The organism is uncultured Amphritea sp. (assembly GCF_937127095.1).
Taxonomy (GTDB): domain Bacteria; phylum Pseudomonadota; class Gammaproteobacteria; order Pseudomonadales; family Balneatricaceae; genus Amphritea.
The window spans coordinates 224336-245795 of record NZ_CAKZLP010000054.1 but is presented as its reverse complement, the minus strand read 5'-3'; the positions used below and the strand labels follow the sequence as shown (position 1 = coordinate 245795).

Annotated in this window: 17 protein-coding genes; 10 read left to right on the top strand and 7 right to left on the bottom strand. The window is 51.6% G+C overall.

Going from position 1 to position 21460, the window contains the following annotated elements; genetic code table 11:
• Positions 1-71: 71 nt before the first annotated feature.
• The 7 genes from Q0499_RS12815 to Q0499_RS12785 all read right to left on the bottom strand — a co-directional run bounded on the left by Q0499_RS12815 (position 72) and on the right by Q0499_RS12785 (position 9143).
• On the bottom strand, positions 72-794 hold the full coding sequence (locus Q0499_RS12815) for a TorF family putative porin (protein ID WP_299199975.1): 723 nt from the start codon (positions 792-794) through the stop codon (positions 72-74).
• 119 nt (positions 795-913) lie between these two features.
• Positions 914-2167 (bottom strand): choline ABC transporter ATP-binding protein, encoded by a 1254-nt coding sequence (choV, locus tag Q0499_RS12810; RefSeq protein WP_299199973.1) that lies wholly within the window; start codon positions 2165-2167, stop codon positions 914-916.
• A 2-nt stretch (positions 2168-2169) separates the two neighbouring features.
• The gene (choW, locus tag Q0499_RS12805) at positions 2170-3015 is read right to left on the bottom strand and encodes a choline ABC transporter permease subunit (protein WP_299199971.1); all 846 of its coding nucleotides are present in this window, start codon (positions 3013-3015) and stop codon (positions 2170-2172) included.
• 149 nt (positions 3016-3164) lie between these two features.
• Positions 3165-4142 (bottom strand): choline ABC transporter substrate-binding protein, encoded by a 978-nt coding sequence (locus tag Q0499_RS12800; RefSeq protein ID WP_299199969.1) that lies wholly within the window; start codon positions 4140-4142, stop codon positions 3165-3167.
• A gap of 100 nt (positions 4143-4242) precedes the next feature.
• Positions 4243-5967, bottom strand: coding sequence for a choline dehydrogenase (gene betA, locus Q0499_RS12795; protein ID WP_299199968.1), 1725 nt, complete (start codon positions 5965-5967; stop codon positions 4243-4245).
• Positions 5968-5991: 24 nt separating this feature from the next.
• Positions 5992-7449 carry a betaine-aldehyde dehydrogenase gene (gene betB / locus Q0499_RS12790; protein WP_299199966.1) on the bottom strand — a complete coding sequence of 486 codons (1458 nt, stop codon included), beginning with the start codon at positions 7447-7449 and terminating at the stop codon, positions 5992-5994.
• Positions 7450-8096: 647 nt separating this feature from the next.
• Positions 8097-9143, bottom strand: a complete 1047-nt coding sequence (locus Q0499_RS12785; RefSeq protein ID WP_299199963.1) for a GlxA family transcriptional regulator — start codon at positions 9141-9143, stop codon at positions 8097-8099.
• 251 nt (positions 9144-9394) lie between these two features.
• Here Q0499_RS12785 and Q0499_RS12780 point away from each other — a divergent pair, with 251 nt between their 5' ends.
• The 10 genes from Q0499_RS12780 to Q0499_RS12735 all read left to right on the top strand — a co-directional run bounded on the left by Q0499_RS12780 (position 9395) and on the right by Q0499_RS12735 (position 21315).
• Positions 9395-10102, top strand: coding sequence for an AzlC family ABC transporter permease (locus Q0499_RS12780; RefSeq protein WP_299199961.1), 708 nt, complete (start codon positions 9395-9397; stop codon positions 10100-10102).
• On the top strand, positions 10095-10427 hold the full coding sequence (locus Q0499_RS12775) for an AzlD domain-containing protein (protein WP_299199959.1): 333 nt from the start codon (positions 10095-10097) through the stop codon (positions 10425-10427). Before Q0499_RS12780 ends, Q0499_RS12775 begins: the two co-directional genes overlap by 8 nt.
• 304 nt (positions 10428-10731) lie before the next feature.
• Entirely contained in the window at positions 10732-11994 is a 1263-nt protein-coding gene (gene glyA, locus Q0499_RS12770) for a serine hydroxymethyltransferase (RefSeq protein WP_299199957.1), read from the top strand.
• A gap of 117 nt (positions 11995-12111) precedes the next feature.
• A complete protein-coding gene (locus tag Q0499_RS12765; protein ID WP_299199955.1) occupies positions 12112-13365 on the top strand; it encodes a sarcosine oxidase subunit beta family protein in 1254 nt (417 codons plus the stop codon).
• A gap of 15 nt (positions 13366-13380) precedes the next feature.
• A complete protein-coding gene (locus tag Q0499_RS12760) occupies positions 13381-13665 on the top strand; it encodes a sarcosine oxidase subunit delta (RefSeq protein WP_299199954.1) in 285 nt (94 codons plus the stop codon).
• Positions 13666-13678: 13 nt separating this feature from the next.
• Positions 13679-16696, top strand: a complete 3018-nt coding sequence (locus Q0499_RS12755; protein WP_299199953.1) for a sarcosine oxidase subunit alpha family protein — start codon at positions 13679-13681, stop codon at positions 16694-16696.
• Entirely contained in the window at positions 16689-17360 is a 672-nt protein-coding gene (locus tag Q0499_RS12750; RefSeq protein WP_299199951.1) for a sarcosine oxidase subunit gamma family protein, read from the top strand. The genes Q0499_RS12755 and Q0499_RS12750 overlap by 8 nt, the downstream gene beginning before the upstream one ends.
• 101 nt (positions 17361-17461) lie before the next feature.
• Positions 17462-18334 (top strand): formyltetrahydrofolate deformylase, encoded by an 873-nt coding sequence (purU, locus tag Q0499_RS12745; RefSeq protein WP_299199949.1) that lies wholly within the window; start codon positions 17462-17464, stop codon positions 18332-18334.
• Between the two features lie 293 nt (positions 18335-18627).
• Complete coding sequence (locus Q0499_RS12740; protein ID WP_299199948.1) at positions 18628-20007, top strand: L-serine ammonia-lyase; 1380 nt, start codon at positions 18628-18630, stop codon at positions 20005-20007.
• Positions 20008-20184: 177 nt separating this feature from the next.
• A complete protein-coding gene (locus Q0499_RS12735) occupies positions 20185-21315 on the top strand; it encodes a GlxA family transcriptional regulator (RefSeq protein WP_299199947.1) in 1131 nt (376 codons plus the stop codon).
• Positions 21316-21460: the final 145 nt, after the last annotated feature.

The window sequence follows — 21460 nt, the reverse complement described above, 5'->3', positions numbered from 1 at the left end:
TCGGGGTCTTTCTGTTTTACATCGACAGCACTGAAGGGGGAGTGCTGTTTCTGTATGCTCTGAAGCGTAACTTACTCAAAGGTACGGCTGATACTCAGTACTGCCCGTGCATCGGTAATATCACCCCAGTAATTGTCCTCGATATTGTTGTCGGTATAGCCTAGAGAAAGGTCAAATCCGGCAACGCTTTTAGCGACTGAAATACCCCAGTTAGTGTAGGAATCATCACCGGCATCACTACCGTAATAGGCTGCGGCTTTGTCATCCAGAAGTTTAGTGTGTGCGGCATCGAGCGTCAGGCTGAAATCTTCTGGCAGGCTGATGGTATGGCTCAGAGAAACTACCACTGAGTTGCCAATTTCACCTGAGTAGTTGTCAGACAGTTGTACTTTTGCAGTGGTGCTTTCTTTGTAAGTTACTGAGCCGTACAGCTCGCCGTAGTTCAGTTCAGCACCTGCATCGTTTGCACCCGGATAGGTATAAAATGCGTAGCCCAGATCATAACCGAAGTCGTCATTGATGCTGCCAGCATAACCGGCATAGTAATCGATCTCGACTTCAGCGCTGCTGTAAAAGCCTTCGTCCAGGCCAGAAGCCCAGACACCCGCATAGAAGCCGGCATCGTTATACCAGTCGACGCTGCCCTGAAGGGTAGGGTCGTTATCCGTGTTACTGACACCGTTATAAACGTAATCAGAGACCAGGGAGACCGTTGCAGAAACGTCTGCCTGCGCCTGAGCCGATAATATTGCAGCAGAGGTTATGACCGTTGAAAGTGCTATTTTTTTAAACATTTTTAATCCTCAGCATTAGGATGGTTGTGTTCCCGTATCCGGTAACTTTCCGAATTTTGGGCAAAGCATAACCGCTACCTGACGAATCAGGCAGTGGCTAAACAGGTTTGGTAAAAAGGTCAGATGCTGCTGTTGGTTAATCTTTCAGCATCATCTGCAAGCGTTGCCTGGCTGGGTATACTGGTTTCAGTTGAGGTGAAGTGCTTACCCAGCAATGCGTGATAGAAATTGTTATCAGATAAAATTCCAATCAGGCTCTCTTTTTCATTCAGGAGCACCGGCTGACCGGTGCGGTAACGAATCTCAATTGCCTGACGCATAGAGATATCCGGCGTTGCCATGACCAGTGTATCTTCCGGCAGTCGATCAATACTTTCGCCCTCCTGCCACTGGTACAACGCGATTGGTTTGCCCTGACGTGAGGCAGATACGACCTGACCGGCGCTGTTGGTACTGACACAGGTGTTATCATTGCGATTGAGCACCAGCATATCCTCAAGGCGCTCAAGCTTGGAGGTTTCGGTCATCAACGAGCGACCTTTGAGCACGTTGAGAGGGTTGGTGTGGGCAACAAACTGCTCAACATAGTCGTTGATCGGGTTTAGCACGATGTCCTCGGGTCGGCCATGCTGAATGATTCTGGCTGACTCCATAATGGCGATGTTGGTGCCAATTTTCAGCGCTTCATCCAGGTCGTGGCTGACAAACAGAATGGTCTTATTCAGCCGCTGCTGCAACTCAATCAGTTCATCCTGAAGCTGGCTACGAATCAGCGGATCCAGCGCAGAAAAGGGTTCATCCATGAGCAATATGTCGCTGTCCATTGCGAAGGCTCTGGCTAAACCAACCCGTTGCTGCATTCCGCCGGAGAGTTCATGGGCGTATTTACTACTCCACTCATCCAGTCCGACCATCTCCAGCTTCTCCATCGCTTTGGCACGACGTTCCTGCTTGCCCATGCCTTGCATCTCAAGTCCAAAGGCAACGTTGTCCAATACAGTCAGCCAGGGCATCAGGGCGAAGTTTTGAAATACCATCGAGATGCGACGGGTGCGCATATGACGCAGAGTGGTCTCATCACAGGAGCCGATATCGACCATCTGCTCTCCGTCCTGAACCAAGAGCTCACCGCGGCTGATCGGGTTTAGCCCATTGACGGCCCGCAGCAAACTGGATTTACCGGAACCGGAGAGGCCCATCAGGACGCAGATCTCTCCTTCGGCAACTTCGATGCTGGCATTATGCACACCGACAACATTGCAGCCCAGATCGATAATCTCCTGGCGTGTTTTACCCTGGTCAAGTAGTTTGAGGCTGGCGTCTACCTTGTCGCCGAAAACCACATCCAGATTGCGAATACTGATAGCAGACATGATTAACTCTCCTCTTTAGAACCGGGGTTTTTAAAGATGCGATCGAGGATGATCGCGACCAGAACAATCGCCAGACCGGCTTCAAACCCCTGGGAGATATTCACCGTATTGAGTGCCCGGATAACTGGTTTGCCCAGGCCATCAGCGCCCACCAGTGCGGCAATAACTACCATCGATAGTGATAACATGATGCACTGGGTGATCCCCGCCATAATACTCGGCATTGCTGCTGGCAGTTCTACCTTAAAGAGCAGTTTTGACGGGGTAGCGCCAAACGCCTTACCTGCTTCAATGAGGCTTTCCGGTACTTTGCTGATGCCCAGATAGGTCAGGCGGATCGGCGCAGCGATGGCAAATATGATGGTGGAGATCAGTCCCGGTACCACGCCCAGACCAAACAGTACCAGCGTTGGAATCAGGTACACAAACGTTGGAATGGTCTGCATCATATCCAGTATCGGCCGCAGGAAGGTATAGAGTCGAGGGTTATGTGCCGCCAGAATGCCGATCGGAATGCCCATAATAACGGACAGGGTCGTTGCGGTAAGTACCAGGACAAAGGTCTCCAGCATCTCCTGCCAGTAACCCAGATTAAGAATCAGCAGCAGGGCAACTACAACAAAGATCACCAGCGGAATGCTACGGTGCAAAGCCCATGCGAGGGCTGCGGTCATAATCATCGGCACATAGGGTGGAAACCACTGGAATATCTCCACCACTGAGAGGATCACCCATTCCAGGGATATGGAGATTGCGTCGAAGAATCCTGCGGCATTAAACGTCAGCCAGTCGACGAACGCTTCCATCCAGCTACCCAAAGGGATTTTATGTTCTGTAATCCAGTTCATACGACTGCCTTTTTTACAGTTAGATTATCAGCACTCAACTCGGAGATGCAGATCGGTAGAAATAACCTCACAGCCAGATTAAATGCAGTTATCTTCAGTTAATCTGGTTGCGCCTGAATCGCTGTGTGCGAGTTTAAACAACGTGGTGCTTAAAGCTCCAGATACTTGCGAACAGCGGGCAGTGCATCGCCACCGTCCTGAGTCGTTACACCTTCAAGCCAGTTGTTAAGAACCTCAGGGTGGGTTTTTAACCAGGCACGGGCCGCAGCATCAGGTTTCATACCATCGTCGAGAATCGAGCCCATAATCTGGTTTTCCATCTCCAGAGTGAAAGAGAGGTTTTTCAGCAGGTGTCCCATGTTTGGACACTCTTCAGTGTAGTTTTTGCGTACGTTGGTATAGACATTGGCTCCGCCATAGTTCGGACCAAAGAAGTCGTCACCACCGGACAGATATTCCATCTCAATGTTAGAGTTCATCGGGTGTGGTGCCCAGCCCAGGAACACAACCCACTGATCACGTTTTGCTGCGCGGGATACCTGAGAGATCATTCCAGCCTCACTTGATTCAACCAGCTTAAACCCTTTCAGGCCAAAGGCATCATCATCAATCATGCTCTGAATCAGACGGTTGCCGTCGTTGCCGGGTTCAATACCGTAGATCCGGTCTTTCAGCTGATCTTTGAACTTGGCAATGTCAGCAAAGCTTTTCAGACCGGCGTCATAGGCATATTTTGGCACTGCCAGGGTATATTTCGCACCTTCAAGGTTGGCGCGCAGGGTTTCAACGGTGCCAGCATCGCGATATTTAGCAATATCCGCTTCCATGGTGGGCATCCAGTTACCCAGAAAAACATCGATGTCGGCGTTGGCCAGAGAGGTGTAGGTAACCGGAACAGACAGCAGTTGAGTTGATGGCTTATACCCCATGCCGGTAACAAGTTCACTGGTGACCGCGGTAGTGGCGGTAATATCGGTCCAGCCGACATCGGAGAAGCGGACGGTGTCGCACTGTCCTGCAAACGCGGTAGACGCTGCGAAGCTGGTGGCGACGGCAATGCCCAGTACGCAAGTCAGGCGATTAAGCAGGGGTGTTGCTGAGCGGCTGTTTTTCTGTTGTGAGTTCATTCGTTATACCCTTATTTAAGTAGTTTATGTGCGCTAGTCTTTTCTCTTATTCAGTGTTTCTTGCGACGCTGCACACTCCCTGTGCAGCGAGGGCAGAACCTTAGCCTGCCTGTTTAGTTTCAGTTTTGCTTATCAGCGGTCGTTTTGCACACCCCGGACGCTGCCGGGTCTGCCACTGACTATCGATCCAGATATCAACATTAGCCGCAGCCAGCGGCTGCCTGCCGAGAATCATATCCGCTGCTTTTTCTGCCACCATAATCGTCGGGGCGTTCAGGTTGCCGTTAGGGATCGTCGGGAAGATAGAGGAATCGACAACGCGCAGAGCCTCAATGCCACGGACCTTACACTGGCTGTCCAGCACGGCCATTGGGTCATCATCGGCCCCCATTTTGCAACTGCATGATGGGTGGTAAGCACTTTCGACGTTTTCTCGCACCCACTGGTCAATCGCTTCATCGGACGCTATTTGCGTACCGGGTTGAATCTCATCACCCCGGTAGGCATCCATGGCCGGTTGATTCAGCAATTCACGGGTGAGACGAATGGTGTCGCGCCAGTCCTGCTTATCCTGCTCGGTGCCAATATAGTTGAAGATAATGCCGGGCTTCGCTTTAGGGTCGGCGGACCTGATCCAGATGCGGCCCCGACTTTCTGGTTTATTCGGGCCGACATGTACCTGAAAACCATGACCATCAATCGCCTTACCGCCGTCGTAACGCATCGCTGCTGGCAGAAAATGGTACTGAATATTGGGCCATTTCAGCCCGGCTCTGGAGCGGATAAAGCCGCAGGATTCAAAGTGATTGGTCGCGCCCAGACCATCTTTGAACAGCATCCAGCGGGTGCCGATAATCCCTTTACTGATCAGATCCAGTTTGCCGTTCAGGGTGATCGGTTGCTTACAGTGATACTGGAAATAGACTTCCAGATGATCCTGCAGGTTTTCACCGACGCCGGGCAGGTTGTGGACCACATCGACACCCGCATCCTGCAGGACTTTTTCCGGACCAATACCGGATAGTTGTAACAGGTGCGGAGAACCGACAGAGCCTGCCGCCAGAATAATCTCTTTTAGCGCAGCCACTTCAGTGATCTGCCCGTTTTTTTCATATTCGACAGCGACAGCCCGTTTGCCATCCATAACCACTTTGCGCGTGAGTACGCTGCTGATCAGGGTCAGGTTGCTGCGCTTCATGGCATCACGCAGGTAAGCGTTGGAGGTGGACGCGCGCACGCCGTTCTTCACGGTCATATGCATGGCGCCGAAACCTTCCTGACGGTAACCGTTATAATCGTCGGTGGTTGGATAGCCCGCATCTTCTCCGGCATCAATAAACGCCTGATAGAGTGGGTTAAGTTTCATATCATTGCCACCACAGGTGGTCAGGGGGCCGGTGGCTCCACGATACTGATCACCACCGTGATCCCAGCTTTCGGCTTTTTTAAAATAGGGCAGACACTGTTGATAACCCCAGCCTTTAGCGCCCTGATCCTGCCACTCATCGAAGTCACAGGCATGACCACGGACGTAAACCATACCATTAATAGAGGAACCGCCACCGAGCACCTTACCCCTTGGGCAGTGCATTGAACGGCCATCCAGGTGGGGTTCATTTTCGGTGTGGAACTGCCAGGCGTACTTTGGCGTATTCATCGGATAGGAGAGGGCGGTGGGCATCTGGATAAAGATACTTTTATCACTGCCACCGGCTTCCAGGATCAGCACATTGTGTTTGCCATCCTCGGTCAGTCTGTTGGCCAGCACGCAACCGGCGGAGCCTGCGCCAACAATAATGTAATCGTACTGTTTCTGATCTGTCATACTGCTACCGTTAAAAAGAGACTGTTACTGGTAAGGACACTCGACATCGCCCAGTTCGACAAAGACGCTCTTGATCTGGGTGTAGTGATTGAGTGTCTCAATACCGTTTTCCCGACCCACCCCTGACTGTTTATAACCACCGACCGGCATCTCTGCAGGGGACGCGCCCCAGGTATTGATCCAGCAGATACCTGCCTGAAGTCGTGCAATCACCCGGTGAGCGCGGGAGAAATCAGTCGAGAACACGCCAGCCGCCAGACCATATTCGGTATCATTGGCGCGCTGGATAACCTCCTCTTCGTCGCTAAAACGCAGAATCGACATCACCGGGCCGAAGATCTCCTCTTTGACGTTGGGCATCTCATCGGTGCAGTCGGCAAACACCGTCGGTTGAACAAAACAGCCTTTATCGAGGCCGTTTTCAAGCGCCCGTTCGCCGCCACATACCAGACGGGCACCTGCTTTTTTAGCCGCATCAATGAAGCCGAGGACTTTTTCCATATGTTTGACTGAGATTAGCGCACCGACCTGCGTATTCAGATCCGTTGGATCGCCAATAATCATTCGTTCGGTACGTTCAGCGACTTTGCTGACAAACTCATCGTAGAGGCTGTCATGGACAAACACCCGGGTACCGTTGGTGCAAACCTCTCCCTGAGTATAGAAGTTAGCCAACATTGCACCGGCGACCGCATTTTCAAGATTGGCGTCACCAAAGACGATCAGAGGTGACTTGCCACCCAGCTCCATGGTGACCTCTTTCAGCGAACCGGCGGCATCGGCCATCACTTTTTTACCGGTACCGCACTCGCCGGTGAACGATACTTTGGCTATTTCAGGATGACGGGACAGCGCCTGCCCGACGCGATAATCACCCTGTACAACGTTGAATACACCGTCGGGCAGACCGGCTTCAGTAAAGATCTCCGCCAGTTTCAGTACGCTTAGTGGGGTTTCTTCTGAGGGTTTGAAAATCATGCAGTTACCGGCTGCCAGAGCCGGACCGGATTTCCACATAGCGATCTGAATCGGGTAGTTCCAGGCACCGATACCGGCACAGATGCCGAGGGGCTCTCGACGACTATAAAAGAAATTAGTGCCGCCGAGATCCTGTTGTTGTCCATGAATTGTGGCAGCCAGACCCGCGTAATACTCAATCACATCCGCGCCGGTGGCGATATCAACGCAGTTGGCTTCCTGTAACGGTTTACCGGTGTCCAGAACTTCCAGCAGCGCCAGTTCATCATTACGTTCGCGCAGGATGGCAACCGCCCGCATCAACACCCGTCCCCGTTCGGCCCCACTCATCGCAGACCAGACCTTAAAGCCCTCTTTAGCCGCCGCGACAGCCAGATCAACATCTGCCAGAGATGCCTGTTGCACTTCCGCAATGACCTCTCCGGTGGCAGGGTTTACGCTGTTAAATGTCTCACCGGAGGTGGCGTCCTGATAACGGCCATTGATATATAGAGCTTTCTGCATAGATATTCGTCCCGCGTATTTCGCTGCCTGTTGGTCAAAATGTTGCAACCAGGCAGTGATATTTGTATTCAACTGACGCTGATAAAGTACTGCATCAAAGATGCAGTCACTGAGCGTTAAAAGACTGGCTTAGTCGTCAATCTTTTTTCTTAATCGTTCGTTTAATTAAAAATAATACTGGCTATTTCTTGAGCAAATGTCAAAAGTGAAATGTGTCGTTTTCAGAACGTAAATTCTTGAAGGTATTGTTTTATGAGCGTTAAAATTTCGTGAATTCTTCCTTATAGGTGTGTAATTATCTGATTAAAAACAATTTAATTTTTTATTGGTTTTTGGGTTGAATTTTATTTTTTAGGGGGGAACGCGTCGTAAAAAGATATTTCTTTGACGCGAACAGGCAGTGGACAGGTCTATGGAGTCGTGGTCGTGGCGCTGATTGTCGCTTCTGGTTCATCTGTCCTGAGGGTGTGTTAAGTGGTTATCGAGTCTGAATAAAAGCGTACAAGAGCGGGATAACATCGCGCCTATAAAAACTAAGCTATAGAGGTGAGCTATAGAGGTGAGCTTCTATATTGATGAGCTTATAGGGATGAGCTTATAGGGATGAGTCATACAAGGGGTATTATGGTTAGCAAAACAACCCGCGCTTAGCTGTGCTGTTTCTGGCGTGCCGCACTGGGTGACAGTCCAAAATAATCCTTATAACAGTTGCTGAAGTGGCTGGTGCTGACAAAGCCACTCGCCAGGGCAACGTTGGTGATGGTTTCATTGGTTTGCAACAGCAGACGCCGGGCATGGGTGATGCGCAGTTCCAGATAATATCGCGAAGGGCTGGTTTCAAGGTGGGTCTGAAACAGTCGCTCCATCTGCCGCCGGGAGACGCTGGCATGGGCCGTTAGCTCTTCCAGCGTCAGGGGTTCTTCGATGTTGTTGTTCATCAACTGCATCAGGGTGCGAAGGTTCTCCGGGTGGGTAGGATCATCTCCGGCTTGTAACTTCATTTTGCCACCGCTTTCCGCCACCTGATCGCAGCTGAGAATCTCCCGTATCGCCCGAACAATATCTTCGCCATACTGTTTTCGGATCAGGGTTAACATCATTTCCAGTGCGCTCACCGGGCCTGCACAGGTGACACACCGTTCGGTAATCACCAGTGCGGTATCCGCCACTTCAACCCTGGGGAATTGCTCACGGATAAACGCATGATTATCCGGATGAGCAGCGCAGCGCTGATTATCCAACAGGCCGGCATAAGCGATAGCGACACTGCCATTCCAGATGCCACCAAGGGTCAGACCGAGTTTATCGGCGGCTTTGAGGGTTTCGGTCAGTTGCGGGTTTTCGTTCAGCTCACAACGAAAGCCACCGCAGACAATCAGAATATCAATGTTGCCACGGTGCTCAATGGTAAAGTGTTCCAGAGTGGTATTAGTGGCGATCTCAATACCCAGGTCGCTGAGTACTTTGCGCGAATCCACCCCGAGAATAATATGTTCGAACAGTGGAGCGGTGCGTACCAGATTGGTGGTGACCAGCGCATCAACCGCTGCAGTGAAGGCCATCATCGAGAAATGTTCCAGCAGCACAAACCCGACTTTGACCGGCTTATCCGGTGCGCCTCCAGCAGACAGATAGCGACTGTTACTGCTGCGCATGACTGAGCTGAAATCACGTTTTTTGGCGGTGTCGTGCATGTTGAATCTCTGATTATCGGGCTATACAGTTGAGCTGAACTGGTAGGGTATGTTTCAAAAGGTTGAACAATATCCCTGAAAAGCTAAGTGTACAACGTTGCCGCTATAAGTATCTGCTGTTATGTTCTCTGCCTGTTGATTTATTATCGGATGTTACCTCTGATTTTTTTCAGTAGCTCAATGTCTTTATGCTGTTTTATAAACGTTAATGACAGGGCCTGGGTTCTGTTTTTGTCGTAAGGAAAGATTAATTGAAGGACTATCGTAAACAGTTCTGGCTGGGTGCCAGGGATCTGCTGCCACTGATATCGGGGGCGGCCCCGTTTGGCATGATTGTCGGGGCAACCGGCATATCGCTGGGGATGAGTCCGGAGATGGTGATGGGGATGACCGCACTGTTTTTTGCCGGTTCCGCTCAGCTGGCCGCTTACACGCTGATTCAGGATAACGCGCCTTTCATCATTATTCTGGCAACCGCGATGGTGATCAATCTGCGGTTTTCCATCTATAGTGCAACCTTTGCACCGTTGCTGGGGCCGCTGCCCAAACGTTATCGCTTTACCCTGGCCTATATGCTGTCGGACCAGACCTACGGGCTCTGTTCAATGCCCGCGCAGATGCAAAAGACCACTGCTGAACGTGTCTGGTATCTGGCTGGGGTGGCGCTGACTTTGTATGTCGTCTGGATGATCTCGGTGGGCCTGGGGGTTGCTCTGGGCGCCGGGATTCCGCCCTCCTGGTCACTGGAATTTACCATTCCTCTGGCCTTTCTGGCGATGCTGGTGACTACTATTACCAGTCGGTTATTGTTTATGGTGGCGATTATTTCCGGTAGTTGTGCCGTGCTGTTTCAGCTGCTGCCCTTTAATACCGGGTTTATTGTTGCGGTCACAGCCGGTGTCGGCGGTGGTGTATTGCTGCCCGGGTTGTTGAAGATGCGGGGAGCCTCCCATGAGTGATAATCTGCAGCTGTGGTTGCTGTTTTTTGCCGTCGGACTGGGCACCTTTCTGATACGGCTGTCGTTTATTCAGTTACATGGCAGTGCTGAAGCGCTGATCGCCCGCAGTAAACATATTCTGATGCTGCTACCCCCGGCGATTCTGGCGGCGCTCTGTATTCCCGCAATTATCTTTACCCGGCCACTGACAGCATATCAGGTTGATTATTTTCAGTTGCTGGCGGCCCTGGTGGCGATTCTGATCGCTAAATTCAGCCGCAGTGTGTTCTGGCCGGTGATGGGGGGGATGTTGTGTCTCTGGCTGTTGCGGTTTATCAGTAGCTAAAGGCGGCTCCCGCTGGTGCATGGTGAGAGGTAAAACGAAGTTTTACCTGCCAGAAAAAGCACACAATCTCTTTCAGACGTATCAACTTCCCTTTATGTTTAAACCCTTCGTCAGTACTTTTTCGGCCACTGTCGTATTTGGACATACTCCCGGCGTGTTCGAGCATAGGGCTGTTTATCAGACCCGCTACTATCAATATCAAGAAACCTGATTGGGCGCATACGTGTAGCCTAAGGCAGGTAACCAACAAAGATAACGATAACTGAGATGACTCGCCGGACCTGGTTTTGGCGCGGAGGTACAGATGTTTAAGAAAGAAGACCTGATCCAAGGATATGATGATGTTTTGTGGAATGCGATCTGCAACGAAGAGGTGCGTCAGGAAGAGCATATCGAACTGATCGCTTCAGAGAACTACACCAGTCCACGGGTTATGCAGGCGCAGGGATCTGTACTGACCAATAAATACGCCGAAGGTTATCCGGAAAAGCGTTATTACGGTGGTTGCGAATATGTTGATGTGGTTGAGCAGCTGGCACTGGATCGTGCTAAAGAGCTGTTTGGTGCTGTTTACGCCAACGTGCAGCCGCACTCCGGTTCTCAGGCAAACGCGGCCGTTTACATGGCGCTGTGTGAGCCGGGTGATACCGTTCTGGGTATGAGTCTGGCTCATGGTGGTCACCTGACTCACGGATCTCACGTTAACTTTTCCGGCAAGATCTATAAAGCGGTTCAGTACGGTCTGAACGAAGCGACTGGCGAGATCGATTACGATCAGGTTGAAGCGCTGGCCGTTGAACACAAGCCTAAGATGATTGTTGCAGGTTTCTCTGCTTACTCTCAGATTGTTGACTGGGCGCGTTTCCGCGAAATCGCCGATAAAGTCGGTGCTTACCTGTTTGTCGATATGGCTCACGTTGCTGGTCTGGTCGCTGCGGGTCTTTATCCGAATCCGGTGCCTTTCGCTGATGTTGTCACTACAACGACTCATAAAACCCTGCGCGGTCCGCGTGGTGGTCTGATTATCTCCCGTGATAACGAGCTGGAGAAGAAGCTTAACTCGGCTGTATTCCCGGGTGGTCAGGGTGGCCCGCTGATGCATGTGATCGCAGCTAAAGCGGTTGCCTTCAAAGAAGCGCTGGAACCTGAATTCAAAGAATATCAGGCGCAGGTGATAAAAAATGCCAATGCGATGGCTGAAGTGCTGGTTGAACGTGGCTTCGAGATTGTTTCTGGTGGTACTAAAAACCATCTGTTCCTGTTGAGCCTGATTAAACAGGGTCTGACCGGTAAAGATGCTGACGCTGCTCTGGGTCGCGCTAACATTACGGTTAACAAGAACGCGGTACCGGGTGATCCCCAGTCGCCGTTTGTGACTTCAGGTCTGCGTATCGGTTCTCCGGTTGTGACTACCCGTGGCTTTAAAGAGGAACAGTGTCGCACTCTGGCGGGCTGGATCGCGGATCTGCTGGATGTGCTGAATCAGCCTGAAGCGCTGGAAGCGAAAATAGTTGAAGTTAAACAACAGGTTAAAGCGCTGTGCGCTGACTTCCCGGTTTATAGCTAAACTGAATTGACGAAAAATTACTCACCGCTCTGTTAACCACGACCGGTGAGTTAAGAACTCATTTAAACACCCGGCAGCCAGCGATATATGGTTGCCCCTATTTTGGGAGCTGATGATATGCAGCAATATTCTGGTTTCGGGCTGTTGAAGCACAGTCTGAGTCATCATGAGAACTGGCAGCGTGTCTGGCGTAACCCTACGCCGAAGAAGAAGTACGATGTAATTATCATCGGTGGCGGCGGTCATGGTCTGGCTACTGCATACTATCTGGCGAAAGAACACGGTATCACCAACGTGGCGGTGCTGGAAAAGGGGCATCTGGCTGGTGGTAACATTGCTCGTAACACCACTATTGTGCGTTCAAACTACCTGTGGGACGAGTCCGCTGCTTTGTACGAGCATTCCATGAAACTGTGGGAAGGCCTGGCGCAGGAACTGAACTACAACGTCATGTTCTCCCAGCGTGGTGTATACCATACCTGTCATACACTGCAGGATATGCGTACCAACGAGCGTCTGGTTGCCGCCAACCGGTTGCAGGGCATTGATAACGAAATGGTTGATGCCGAACAGCTGCAGAAAGAGATTCCATCCCTCGACTGCTCTAAGAATGCTCGCTACCCGATTATGGGCGCGTCTGTGCAGCGCCGTGCCGGTAACGCCCGTCACGATGCGGTGGCCTGGGGCTATGCCCGTGCGGCCGATGCTCTGGGTGTTGATCTGATTCAGAACTGCGAAGTCATCGATATGGAGATCAGCGACGGCAAAATTACGGGTGTCAAAACCAAACAGTACGGTGTCCTCAAGGCTGACCGTGTGGGTTGCGTGGTCGCCGGTAACAGTGGCGTACTGGCTAAAATGGCTGGTTTCCAGCTGCCGGTTGAGTCTCACCCGCTACAAGCGCTGGTATCCGAACCGATCAAACCTTTCCTTGATACGGTTGTTATGTCTAACCATGTACACGGTTACATGAGTCAGTCGGATAAGGGTGATCTGGTGATTGGTGCCGGTATCGATGGCTGGGTTGGTTACGGCCAGCGTGGGTCTTACGGCATTATCGAACATACGCTTCAGGCGATTGTTGAGATGTTCCCGTGCACCAGTCGCGTGCGCATGAACCGTCAGTGGGGTGGTATTGTTGACGCTTGCCCTGATGCCAGTCCGATTATTTCCGATACACCGGTGAAGAACCTGTTCTTCAACTGTGGTTGGGGTACCGGCGGATTTAAGGGAACTCCGGGCTCCGGTAACCTGTTTGCGCATACACTGGCAAATGGTAAACCTCATCCGATTGCCGAACCTTTCTCTATACAGCGCTTCCATACCGGTGCACTGATCGATGAACACGGCGCTGCCGGTGTAGCACATTAACAGGGGCTAATTAACATGTTTCATATCTACTGCCCGCACTGTGCGGAATATCGCGAAGAAGAAGAGTTTCACGGAGCTGGTCAGGCGCATATAGCGCGTCCACTGGATCCGGAAGCCTGCTCCGATAAGGAGTGGGGCGAATATCTGTTTTTCCGGAAGAACCCTCGTGGTCTTCACCATGAACTGTGGGTACACGCAGCCGGTTGTCGTAAATTCTTCAATATGACCCGCGACACCCAGACCTATGAAATTAAAGAAGTCTACAAGATTGGCGAGAAGCCATCTGTAGTGGCTGAGTAACAGGAGCGGAATAATGACACAACAGAACCGCCTCACCAGCGGAGGTCGAATTGACCGTTCCAAGCCGCTGACGTTTACCTATAACGGTAAGCAGTATAAAGGTTTTCAAGGCGATACGCTGGCATCTGCGATGCTGGCGAATGGCATCAACGTTGTTGCACGAAGCTTTAAATACAGCCGTCCTCGGGGTATTGTCGCTTGTGGTGCAGAAGAACCGAATGCGGTGTTGCAGCTAGGCGCGACAGAAGCGACTCAGGTGCCTAACGTACGTGCAACTCAGCAAGAGTTGTTTGATGGCCTGGTATCTGCTTCAACCAATGGCTGGCCAAGTGTTGATACCGACGTCATGGGTTTGATGGGTAAAGTCGGTGGCGACATGATGCCACCGGGCTTCTATTACAAAACCTTTATGTTTCCGCAGTCGATGTGGCATACCTACGAAGCAGTAATTCGTAAGGCTGCAGGTCTGGGGCGTGCACCCCGGGAAAGTGATCCAGATCGTTATGACTCAATTAATCAGCACTGTGATGTGATGATTGTGGGTGCAGGTCCTGCCGGTCTTGCCGCGGCACTGACGGCTGCCCGTGGTGGTGCCCGTGTCATTATTGCCGACGAGCAGAATGAGTTTGGTGGCAGCCTTCTGAATGGCAAAGAGACACTGGATGGCAAACCCGCTGCTGAGTGGGTTCGCGCTGTCGTGGAAGAGCTGAGCACCTATGAAGATGTGCTTATGTTGCCGCGTTCAACAGTAAACGGCTATCACGATCATAACTTCCTGACGATTCATGAGCGTCGTACTGATCATCTGGCAGATATTGCGCCGGTTAATCAGGTGCGTCAGCGGATGCACCGGGTGCGTGCTAAGTGGGTTGTGCTGGCGACCGGCGCTCATGAGCGTCCACTGGTTTACGCTAATAACGATGTGCCGGGCTGTATGCTGTCGGGTGCGGTGTCAGCTTACATCAACCGCTATGGTGTTGTACCGGGTACTGAGCTGGTGGTGATGACCACCAATGACTACGGTTATCAGGCAGCGCTGGATTGGGCTGATGCGGGTCGTAAAGTTGTGGCTATCGTTGATACCCGTGAAGCGGCGGTCGGTGACCGTACCGAAGCGGCGCGTAAGCGTGGTCTGAATATTATTTCCGGTTCTGCGGTGATTGAAGTGCAGGGCAGTAAGCGGGTCAGCGGTGTCTCTGTGGCTGCGCTGAGTGCATCCGGCTCTAAAGTGATCGGTTCTGTGACTAAGCTGAAAGCCGATACCGTTGCCTCTTCCGGTGGCTGGAGCCCGGTGATTCACCTGTCCTGTCACACCGGCAGTCGTCCAGTCTGGAATGATGAGATTGTTGGCTTCCTGCCGGGCGATACAGTACAGAAGCAGCTAACAGCTGGCGGGATCAACGGTCAGTATGAGACGGCTGTCGCTCTGAGAGAGGGGTTTGACGCGGGTCAGAAAGCGTTGGCTGAAGTGGGTCTGGCAGCCGCAGAAGTGGTTCTGCCGCAAGCGCAGATGCTGAAAGTGGCAGCGCCAATGAGCCTGTTCCACATTCCGCATCTGAAGCCAACGTCGCAGGCACCAAAACAGTTTGTCGATTATCAGACCGATGTGACGGCTGCGGGTATCGAGATTGCGTGTCGTGAAGGCTTTGAAGCGATTGAGCACGTCAAGCGTTACACTGCGATGGGTTTTGGTACCGATCAGGGTAAGCTGGGTAACATCAATGGTATGGCGGTGGCAGCGAAAGCGCTGAACCAGTCTATTCCTGAGACCGGTACCACGGTTTTCCGGCCGAACTACACGCCGATTGCCTTCGGTGCGATTGCTGGCAGCCACAGCGGTGCTCTGTTTGAACCGAAGCGTTTTACGGCTATGCACAAGTGGCATGTTGAACATGGTGCAGAGTTTGAGGATGTCGGTCAGTGGAAACGTCCATGGTACTTCCCGAAAGCAGGCGAAACCATGCAGCAGACGCTTAACCGTGAGTGTCTGGCGGTACGAAATTCCGTCGGTATTCTGGATGCCTCAACGCTGGGTAAGATCGACGTTCAGGGTAAAGATGCCCGTGAATTCCTCGGACGTGTCTACACCAATGCCTGGGCTAAGCTGGCGGTGGGCAAGTGTCGTTATGGCCTGATGTGTGGCGAAGACGGCATGGTGTTTGATGATGGTGTTACCGCCTGTCTGGGTGAGAACCACTTCGTTATGACCACCACGACTGGTGGTGCAGCACGGGTGTATGAGTGGCTGGAAATCTACCATCAGACCGAGTGGCCTGAACTGGAAGTGTACTTCAACACGGTAACCGATCACTGGTCAACAGCGACCATTACCGGTCCGAATAGCCGCAAACTGCTGGCTGAGCTGACAGATGCGGATGTTAGTAATGAAAACTTCAGTTACATGGACTGGAAACAGATCACCGTTGCTGGCGTACCTGCCCGGGTGTTCCGTATCTCCTTCACTGGCGAACTGTCGTTCGAGATCAACGTACAGGCAAACTACGGTATGCATGTATGGGAGAAGCTGCATGAAGCGGGTGCTAAGTATGGTCTGACGCCATATGGTACTGAAACCATGCATATTCTGCGGGCCGAAAAAGGCTTCATTATCGCGGGTCAGGACACCGATGGTTCGGTGCATCCTTTCGATCTGGGTATGGGCTGGTGTGTATCCAACCAGAAGCCTTTCAGTTACATCGGTAAGCGCGGTATGAGCCGGAGTGACTGTACCCGTGAAAACCGTAAGCAGATGGTGGGTCTGAAAACTAAAGATCCTAAACAGGTGATTCCGGAAGGTTCTCAGGCGGTGCTTGATCCTAACGGACCGGTTCCGATGCCGATAGAAGGTCATATAACCTCCAGTTACTGGAGTGAAAACCTGGGCCACTCGATTGCGATGGGCTTTATTAAAGGCGGCCTGGATAAGATGGGTGAAACTGTTTATTACCCACTGGCTAATGGCACTGTGATTGAAGCTGAAATTTGCAGCCCGATCTTCTTTGATCCGAAAGGGGAGCGTCAAAATGTCTGATCTGAATGTAATGACTCCTGAAGAGAGCGCAGCCACTAAAGCGGCAGTGATGGACCAGGTTCCTGGACCTGAGATTCAGGGGCAGTCTCCGCTGCACCATGCGGAGCTGGAAAGCCTTGCAAAGCAAGGCCCGAAAACCGGCGGCGTGCATCTGCGTGAACTGAAGTTGTTGGGTCATCTGACCCTGCGCTGTAACCCCGCTAATGGTGATCAGCTGGCCGCTGTTGAACGTGTGCTGGGTGTGGCGTTGCCACTTCAGCCGCTGACGTCTACTGAGAATGGTGGTTACTCTATTCGCTGGATGTCACCGGACGAGTGGCTGATTCTGGTGCCTGGTCTGGAAACTTTCGAGATTGAAGCGAAGTTCCGCGATGAGATGCCGGGTCACTACTCTCTGGTAAACAGCAGTGGTGGTTCAACTGTGCTGGAACTGTCAGGCGACAACGTGCTTGAGGTGTTGAAGAAGTCGACCCCTGTGGACCTTCATCCGAAGGAGTTCCCAGTGGGTAAGGTGGTTTCAACGCTATTTGCCAAGAGCACTGCGACCATCCGTCGTTCTGGTGAACAGCGCTATGAGCTGGTTATCCGTCGTTCGTTTTCGGATTACATCTGGCTCTGGTTACAGGATGCCAGTCGCGAGTTTGGTCTGGTGATTGACGCCTGATTTGAATGAATATAAAGCCAGCCCCGGACGGGGCTGGCTTTGTCCGTTTTTTCTGTTGAACCCTATACTGGGTAAACACAGATCAAAGCAGGAGTCCTTTAATGACAAATATAACAAAACCAAAACCTTGGATCTTCACTGCCAGCTGCCCAAGCATGCTGGGTACGGTTGATGTGGTCACCCGCTATATGGCTGAAGCGGCGAACTACGTCGATGAGATCCATTCATTTGACGACCGGGTCTCGAAACGCTTTTTTATCCGTGTAGAATTTCAGCCGATCAATGAGGGCTTTAGCGCTGAAAAATTTGATGCTGAATTTGCGACCCGTGCCGCTGAATTTGGTATGGAGTGGGATCTGACAGAACCGGATCACCGCCCCCGAGTGGCGATTCTGGTGTCTAAGTATGATCACTGCCTGAATGATCTGCTATACCGTTACCGCACCGGTCAGCTGAATATCGAGGTGCCGGTGATTATCTCTAATCATCCGGATCTTGAGCATCTGGCTGAGTGGCACGGTATCCCTTACCACCATCTGCCGATCTCTCCGGAGACTAAACCCTACCAGGAAGCGGAGATCGTTAAGCTGCTTGAGCAATATGATATCGAGCTGGTAGTACTTGCTCGTTATATGCAGGTGCTGTCACCCTGGATGTGTAATCAGCTGAACGGCAAAGCGATCAATATTCACCATTCTTTGTTACCAGGCTTTAAGGGCGCAAGGCCTTATCATCAGGCCTGGGAAAAAGGGGTGAAGATGGTCGGGGCAACCGCTCACTATGTGAATAATGACCTGGATGAAGGGCCGATTATAACCCAGGGCATCCAGACCGTTGATCACGCCTTCTATCCTGAAGACCTGATCTCCAAAGGTCAGGATGTTGAACGGGTCACCCTGTTTAATGCGATTCGCTACCACATTGAGAAGCGGGTATTTCTCAATGGTGGACGGACGGTCGTTTTTTCCAGCTGATAGTTTCCCTTTCTATCACTGTTTTACGTTTTTCAAATCGTTGGGAAACGTTTTTTTCGAGGACAGTTAGGATTATCTCTTCCAGAGAGGTATGTAGTGTGTGGCTCATCCTGACTGACCTCCTTTTTTTCTGGCTGACTTTCCTGTCATTGTCTGTTCTTTTCGCCTGAAGTCGTTATAAAAACGTTTTAAGAAAATTTCAGGTCGTAAACTGACATACAGCTACACTTATATCAGCAGATAATTGGCTTTTCGTACAAATTTCTGCGCTCAGAAGGCGCTGTGGAGACTCTATGTCTATCTCTGTTTTTGATCTTTTTAAAGTAGGCGTCGGTCCGTCCAGTTCCCATACCGTTGGCCCGATGGTGGCCGCGGCAAATTTTGCTGAGCATCTGGCACAACAGGGACTGGCGCAAGCGGTAATGCAGATCCGGGTTGATCTGTACGGCTCTCTGAGTGCCACCGGGATCGGTCACGGTACCGATAATTCGATCATCGTTGGCCTGATGGGGGAACGTCCCCATAGCATCGATCCGCAGATGATTCTACCTGCGGTTGCTGCGGTGAAAGAGAGCAACAGCCTCAACCTGCTGGGACAGTATTCCATTGAGTTCATCTGGCAGCGGGATATGAAGCTGCTGGAGGAAAACCTTCCCTACCATCCGAATGCGATGCGTCTGAGTGCTTTCGATGCCGCCGGTAACCTGTTATATGACAATGTTTATTACTCAATTGGTGGTGGTTTTGTCATCGATGAAAGTGAGGCAACGGCTGATGCTCATCTGGTGCCACAGGTTGAATTGCCTTATAACTTTAATAATGCGGTTGAACTACTTAAACTGTGTGAAGAGAACAAGTTCAGTGTCAGTCAGCTGATGATGGAGAATGAAAAGGTCTGGCGCACGGAGAAAGAGATTCGTGATGGTTTGATGGATATCTGGGCGGCGATGAAAGACTGTATCGCTAACGGCCTCCACCATGAGGGCATCCTGCCGGGTGGGTTGCATGTCAAACGCCGGGCGATGAGTTTGCATAAGTCACTGATCCGTTCCACTAAGCCCAATATTATCAGTTCGACCCTGGGAGCGATGGACTGGATCAACCTCTATGCACTGGCGGTGAATGAAGAGAATGCTGCGGGTGGACGGATGGTGACAGCGCCCACCAACGGTGCAGCGGGAATCATTCCCGCAGTGCTGATGTATTACACCGAGTTTACCCCGAACGCGACTGAAGAAAATGTGGTTGATTTTATGCTGGCCGCGGCGGCTATCGGCGCGCTGTGTAAGAAAAATGCCTCTATCTCCGGCGCTGAAGTGGGTTGTCAGGGGGAGGTGGGTTCCGCCTGTGCGATGGCGGCAGCGGGTCTGTGTGAAGTGCTGGGGGGTACTCCGGAACAGGTTGAAAACGCTGCAGAGATCGGCCTTGAGCATAACCTGGGACTGACCTGTGATCCGGTGGGTGGTTTAGTGCAGGTGCCCTGTATTGAGCGTAACGCTATTGGCGCGATGAAAGCGATCAACGCCACCCAGATGGCACTCAGAGGTGATGGTAAACATTTCATCTCCCTGGATAAAGTGATCAGAACCATGCGTGATACCGGCATGGACATGCAGGATAAGTACAAAGAGACCTCCCGTGGCGGCCTCGCTGTAAACGCGATAGAGTGTTGATCTTGCGAGCGTAGCAGCCCTTGTTATAATGGCTTTAGTTTAAGATTTTTCTTTGAATCTGTGGCTCTGAACAGCGGCGTAATGATTGAGTAGGAGAGTGATTCTGAGCCGCTGTTTGAATACCAATTAACAGCCTTTCAATGACGCAGGGAGTGCGGTATGGGCACGGGTTTATGTATGACAAATGGGATTAACGCCGTCCGGCCGCGTACTATCGGTTTTTTACTACTAAATAATTTTACCCTGATATCCCTGGCCTCCGCGGTTGAAGCGCTGCGGATGGCCAATCAGCTCAGTGGCGAGGAGTTGTACTACTGGTATACAGTGACCGTGGATGGTCAGCCCGTTACTGCCAGTGATGGTATTACCATAACCCCGGACTCCAGTACCGTCAGCTGTCCTCAGCTGGACACGGTCATCGTTGCGGGGGGGCTGAATATCACCAAAGCGTATGATCGTAGTCATATTGCCTGGATGCAGGATATGGAGCGCAAAGGGTGTAAACTCGGTGCGCTGTGTACCGGTGCGTATCTGCTGGCGGCAGCCGGACTCCTGGAGGGGTATGAGTGCAGCACCCACTGGGAGTATCTTGCTGCACTGCAGGAAGCGTTTCCGCGAGTTAAATGCTCTAGTCGCCTGTTCAGCTTTGATCGCAACCGGATGACCTGTACCGGGGGCACCGTGCCGCTGGATATGATGCTCAACATGATTAAGCTGGAACATGGTTATCAGCTTTCTACAGCGATCTCGGAGATGTTTATCTGCGACCGTATCCGCGATGAGAGCGATCAGCAAAAAATTCCTCTGCGACATGTGTTGGGTACCACGCAGCCAAAACTGCTGGAGATCGTCGCACTCATGGAGGCCAATATCGAAGAAGTAATCGAGATGGATGAACTGGCACGCTATGTTGATCTGTCCCGACGACAGATGGAGCGGCTGTTTCAGAAATACCTCGAATGCTCCCCGTCCCGCTATTACCTTCGTCTGAGATTGCTCAGAGCACGGCAACTATTGAAACAGACCTCAATGTCGATTATTGATATTGCTGCCGCCTGTGGTTTTGTCTCCAGCCCCCACTTCAGCAAATGCTACCGCGAACAGATGGGGATTCCTCCCCGTGATGAACGGTTGGTGGTGAATCAGAGTGACGAAGATGAGCTGTTTGAAGGCGAAAGAGATCAGCTTGGTTTGATATCCCCGCCACTCCCTGACACAAAAGAGTTTGTTTCAAGAGAGGCTTTTAGCGAAGCCAAAACAGAGTCAACCTTTGGCTCGATTACGCTGAAGGGGAAGCGGGATAAATAGCCTCTGTTCATGCTCGGATAGAACAGAAAATGCGGTGATACTCTAGCCGGCAAGCAGAACGAAGCAATAGCTGTCCTGCTCTGTGCTGTTATTGCGGGTATGGATTGTGAATATGCTTGATTCTGCTGGTTATTTCCATCGTTAA

Excerpts from the sequence above, each read along its gene's own strand:
- Q0499_RS12800 (WP_299199969.1), bottom strand. The coding sequence starts at position 4,142 with ATGAACTCACAACAGAAAAACAGCCGCTCAGCAACACCCCTGCTTAAT.
- glyA (WP_299199957.1), top strand. The coding sequence starts at position 10,732 with ATGTTTAAGAAAGAAGACCTGATCCAAGGATATGATGATGTTTTGTGG.
- Q0499_RS12760 (WP_299199954.1), top strand. The coding sequence starts at position 13,381 with ATGTTTCATATCTACTGCCCGCACTGTGCGGAATATCGCGAAGAAGAA.
- Q0499_RS12735 (WP_299199947.1), top strand. The coding sequence starts at position 20,185 with ATGACAAATGGGATTAACGCCGTCCGGCCGCGTACTATCGGTTTTTTA.
- choV (WP_299199973.1), bottom strand. The coding sequence starts at position 2,167 with ATGTCTGCTATCAGTATTCGCAATCTGGATGTGGTTTTCGGCGACAAG.
- betA (WP_299199968.1), bottom strand. The coding sequence starts at position 5,967 with ATGACAGATCAGAAACAGTACGATTACATTATTGTTGGCGCAGGCTCC.
- betB (WP_299199966.1), bottom strand. The coding sequence starts at position 7,449 with ATGCAGAAAGCTCTATATATCAATGGCCGTTATCAGGACGCCACCTCC.
- Q0499_RS12755 (WP_299199953.1), top strand. The coding sequence starts at position 13,679 with ATGACACAACAGAACCGCCTCACCAGCGGAGGTCGAATTGACCGTTCC.
- Q0499_RS12775 (WP_299199959.1), top strand. The coding sequence starts at position 10,095 with ATGAGTGATAATCTGCAGCTGTGGTTGCTGTTTTTTGCCGTCGGACTG.
- Q0499_RS12750 (WP_299199951.1), top strand. The coding sequence starts at position 16,689 with ATGTCTGATCTGAATGTAATGACTCCTGAAGAGAGCGCAGCCACTAAA.
- Q0499_RS12765 (WP_299199955.1), top strand. The coding sequence starts at position 12,112 with ATGCAGCAATATTCTGGTTTCGGGCTGTTGAAGCACAGTCTGAGTCAT.
- choW (WP_299199971.1), bottom strand. The coding sequence starts at position 3,015 with ATGAACTGGATTACAGAACATAAAATCCCTTTGGGTAGCTGGATGGAA.
- Q0499_RS12815 (WP_299199975.1), bottom strand. The coding sequence starts at position 794 with ATGTTTAAAAAAATAGCACTTTCAACGGTCATAACCTCTGCTGCAATA.
- Q0499_RS12740 (WP_299199948.1), top strand. The coding sequence starts at position 18,628 with ATGTCTATCTCTGTTTTTGATCTTTTTAAAGTAGGCGTCGGTCCGTCC.
- purU (WP_299199949.1), top strand. The coding sequence starts at position 17,462 with ATGACAAATATAACAAAACCAAAACCTTGGATCTTCACTGCCAGCTGC.
- Q0499_RS12785 (WP_299199963.1), bottom strand. The coding sequence starts at position 9,143 with ATGCACGACACCGCCAAAAAACGTGATTTCAGCTCAGTCATGCGCAGC.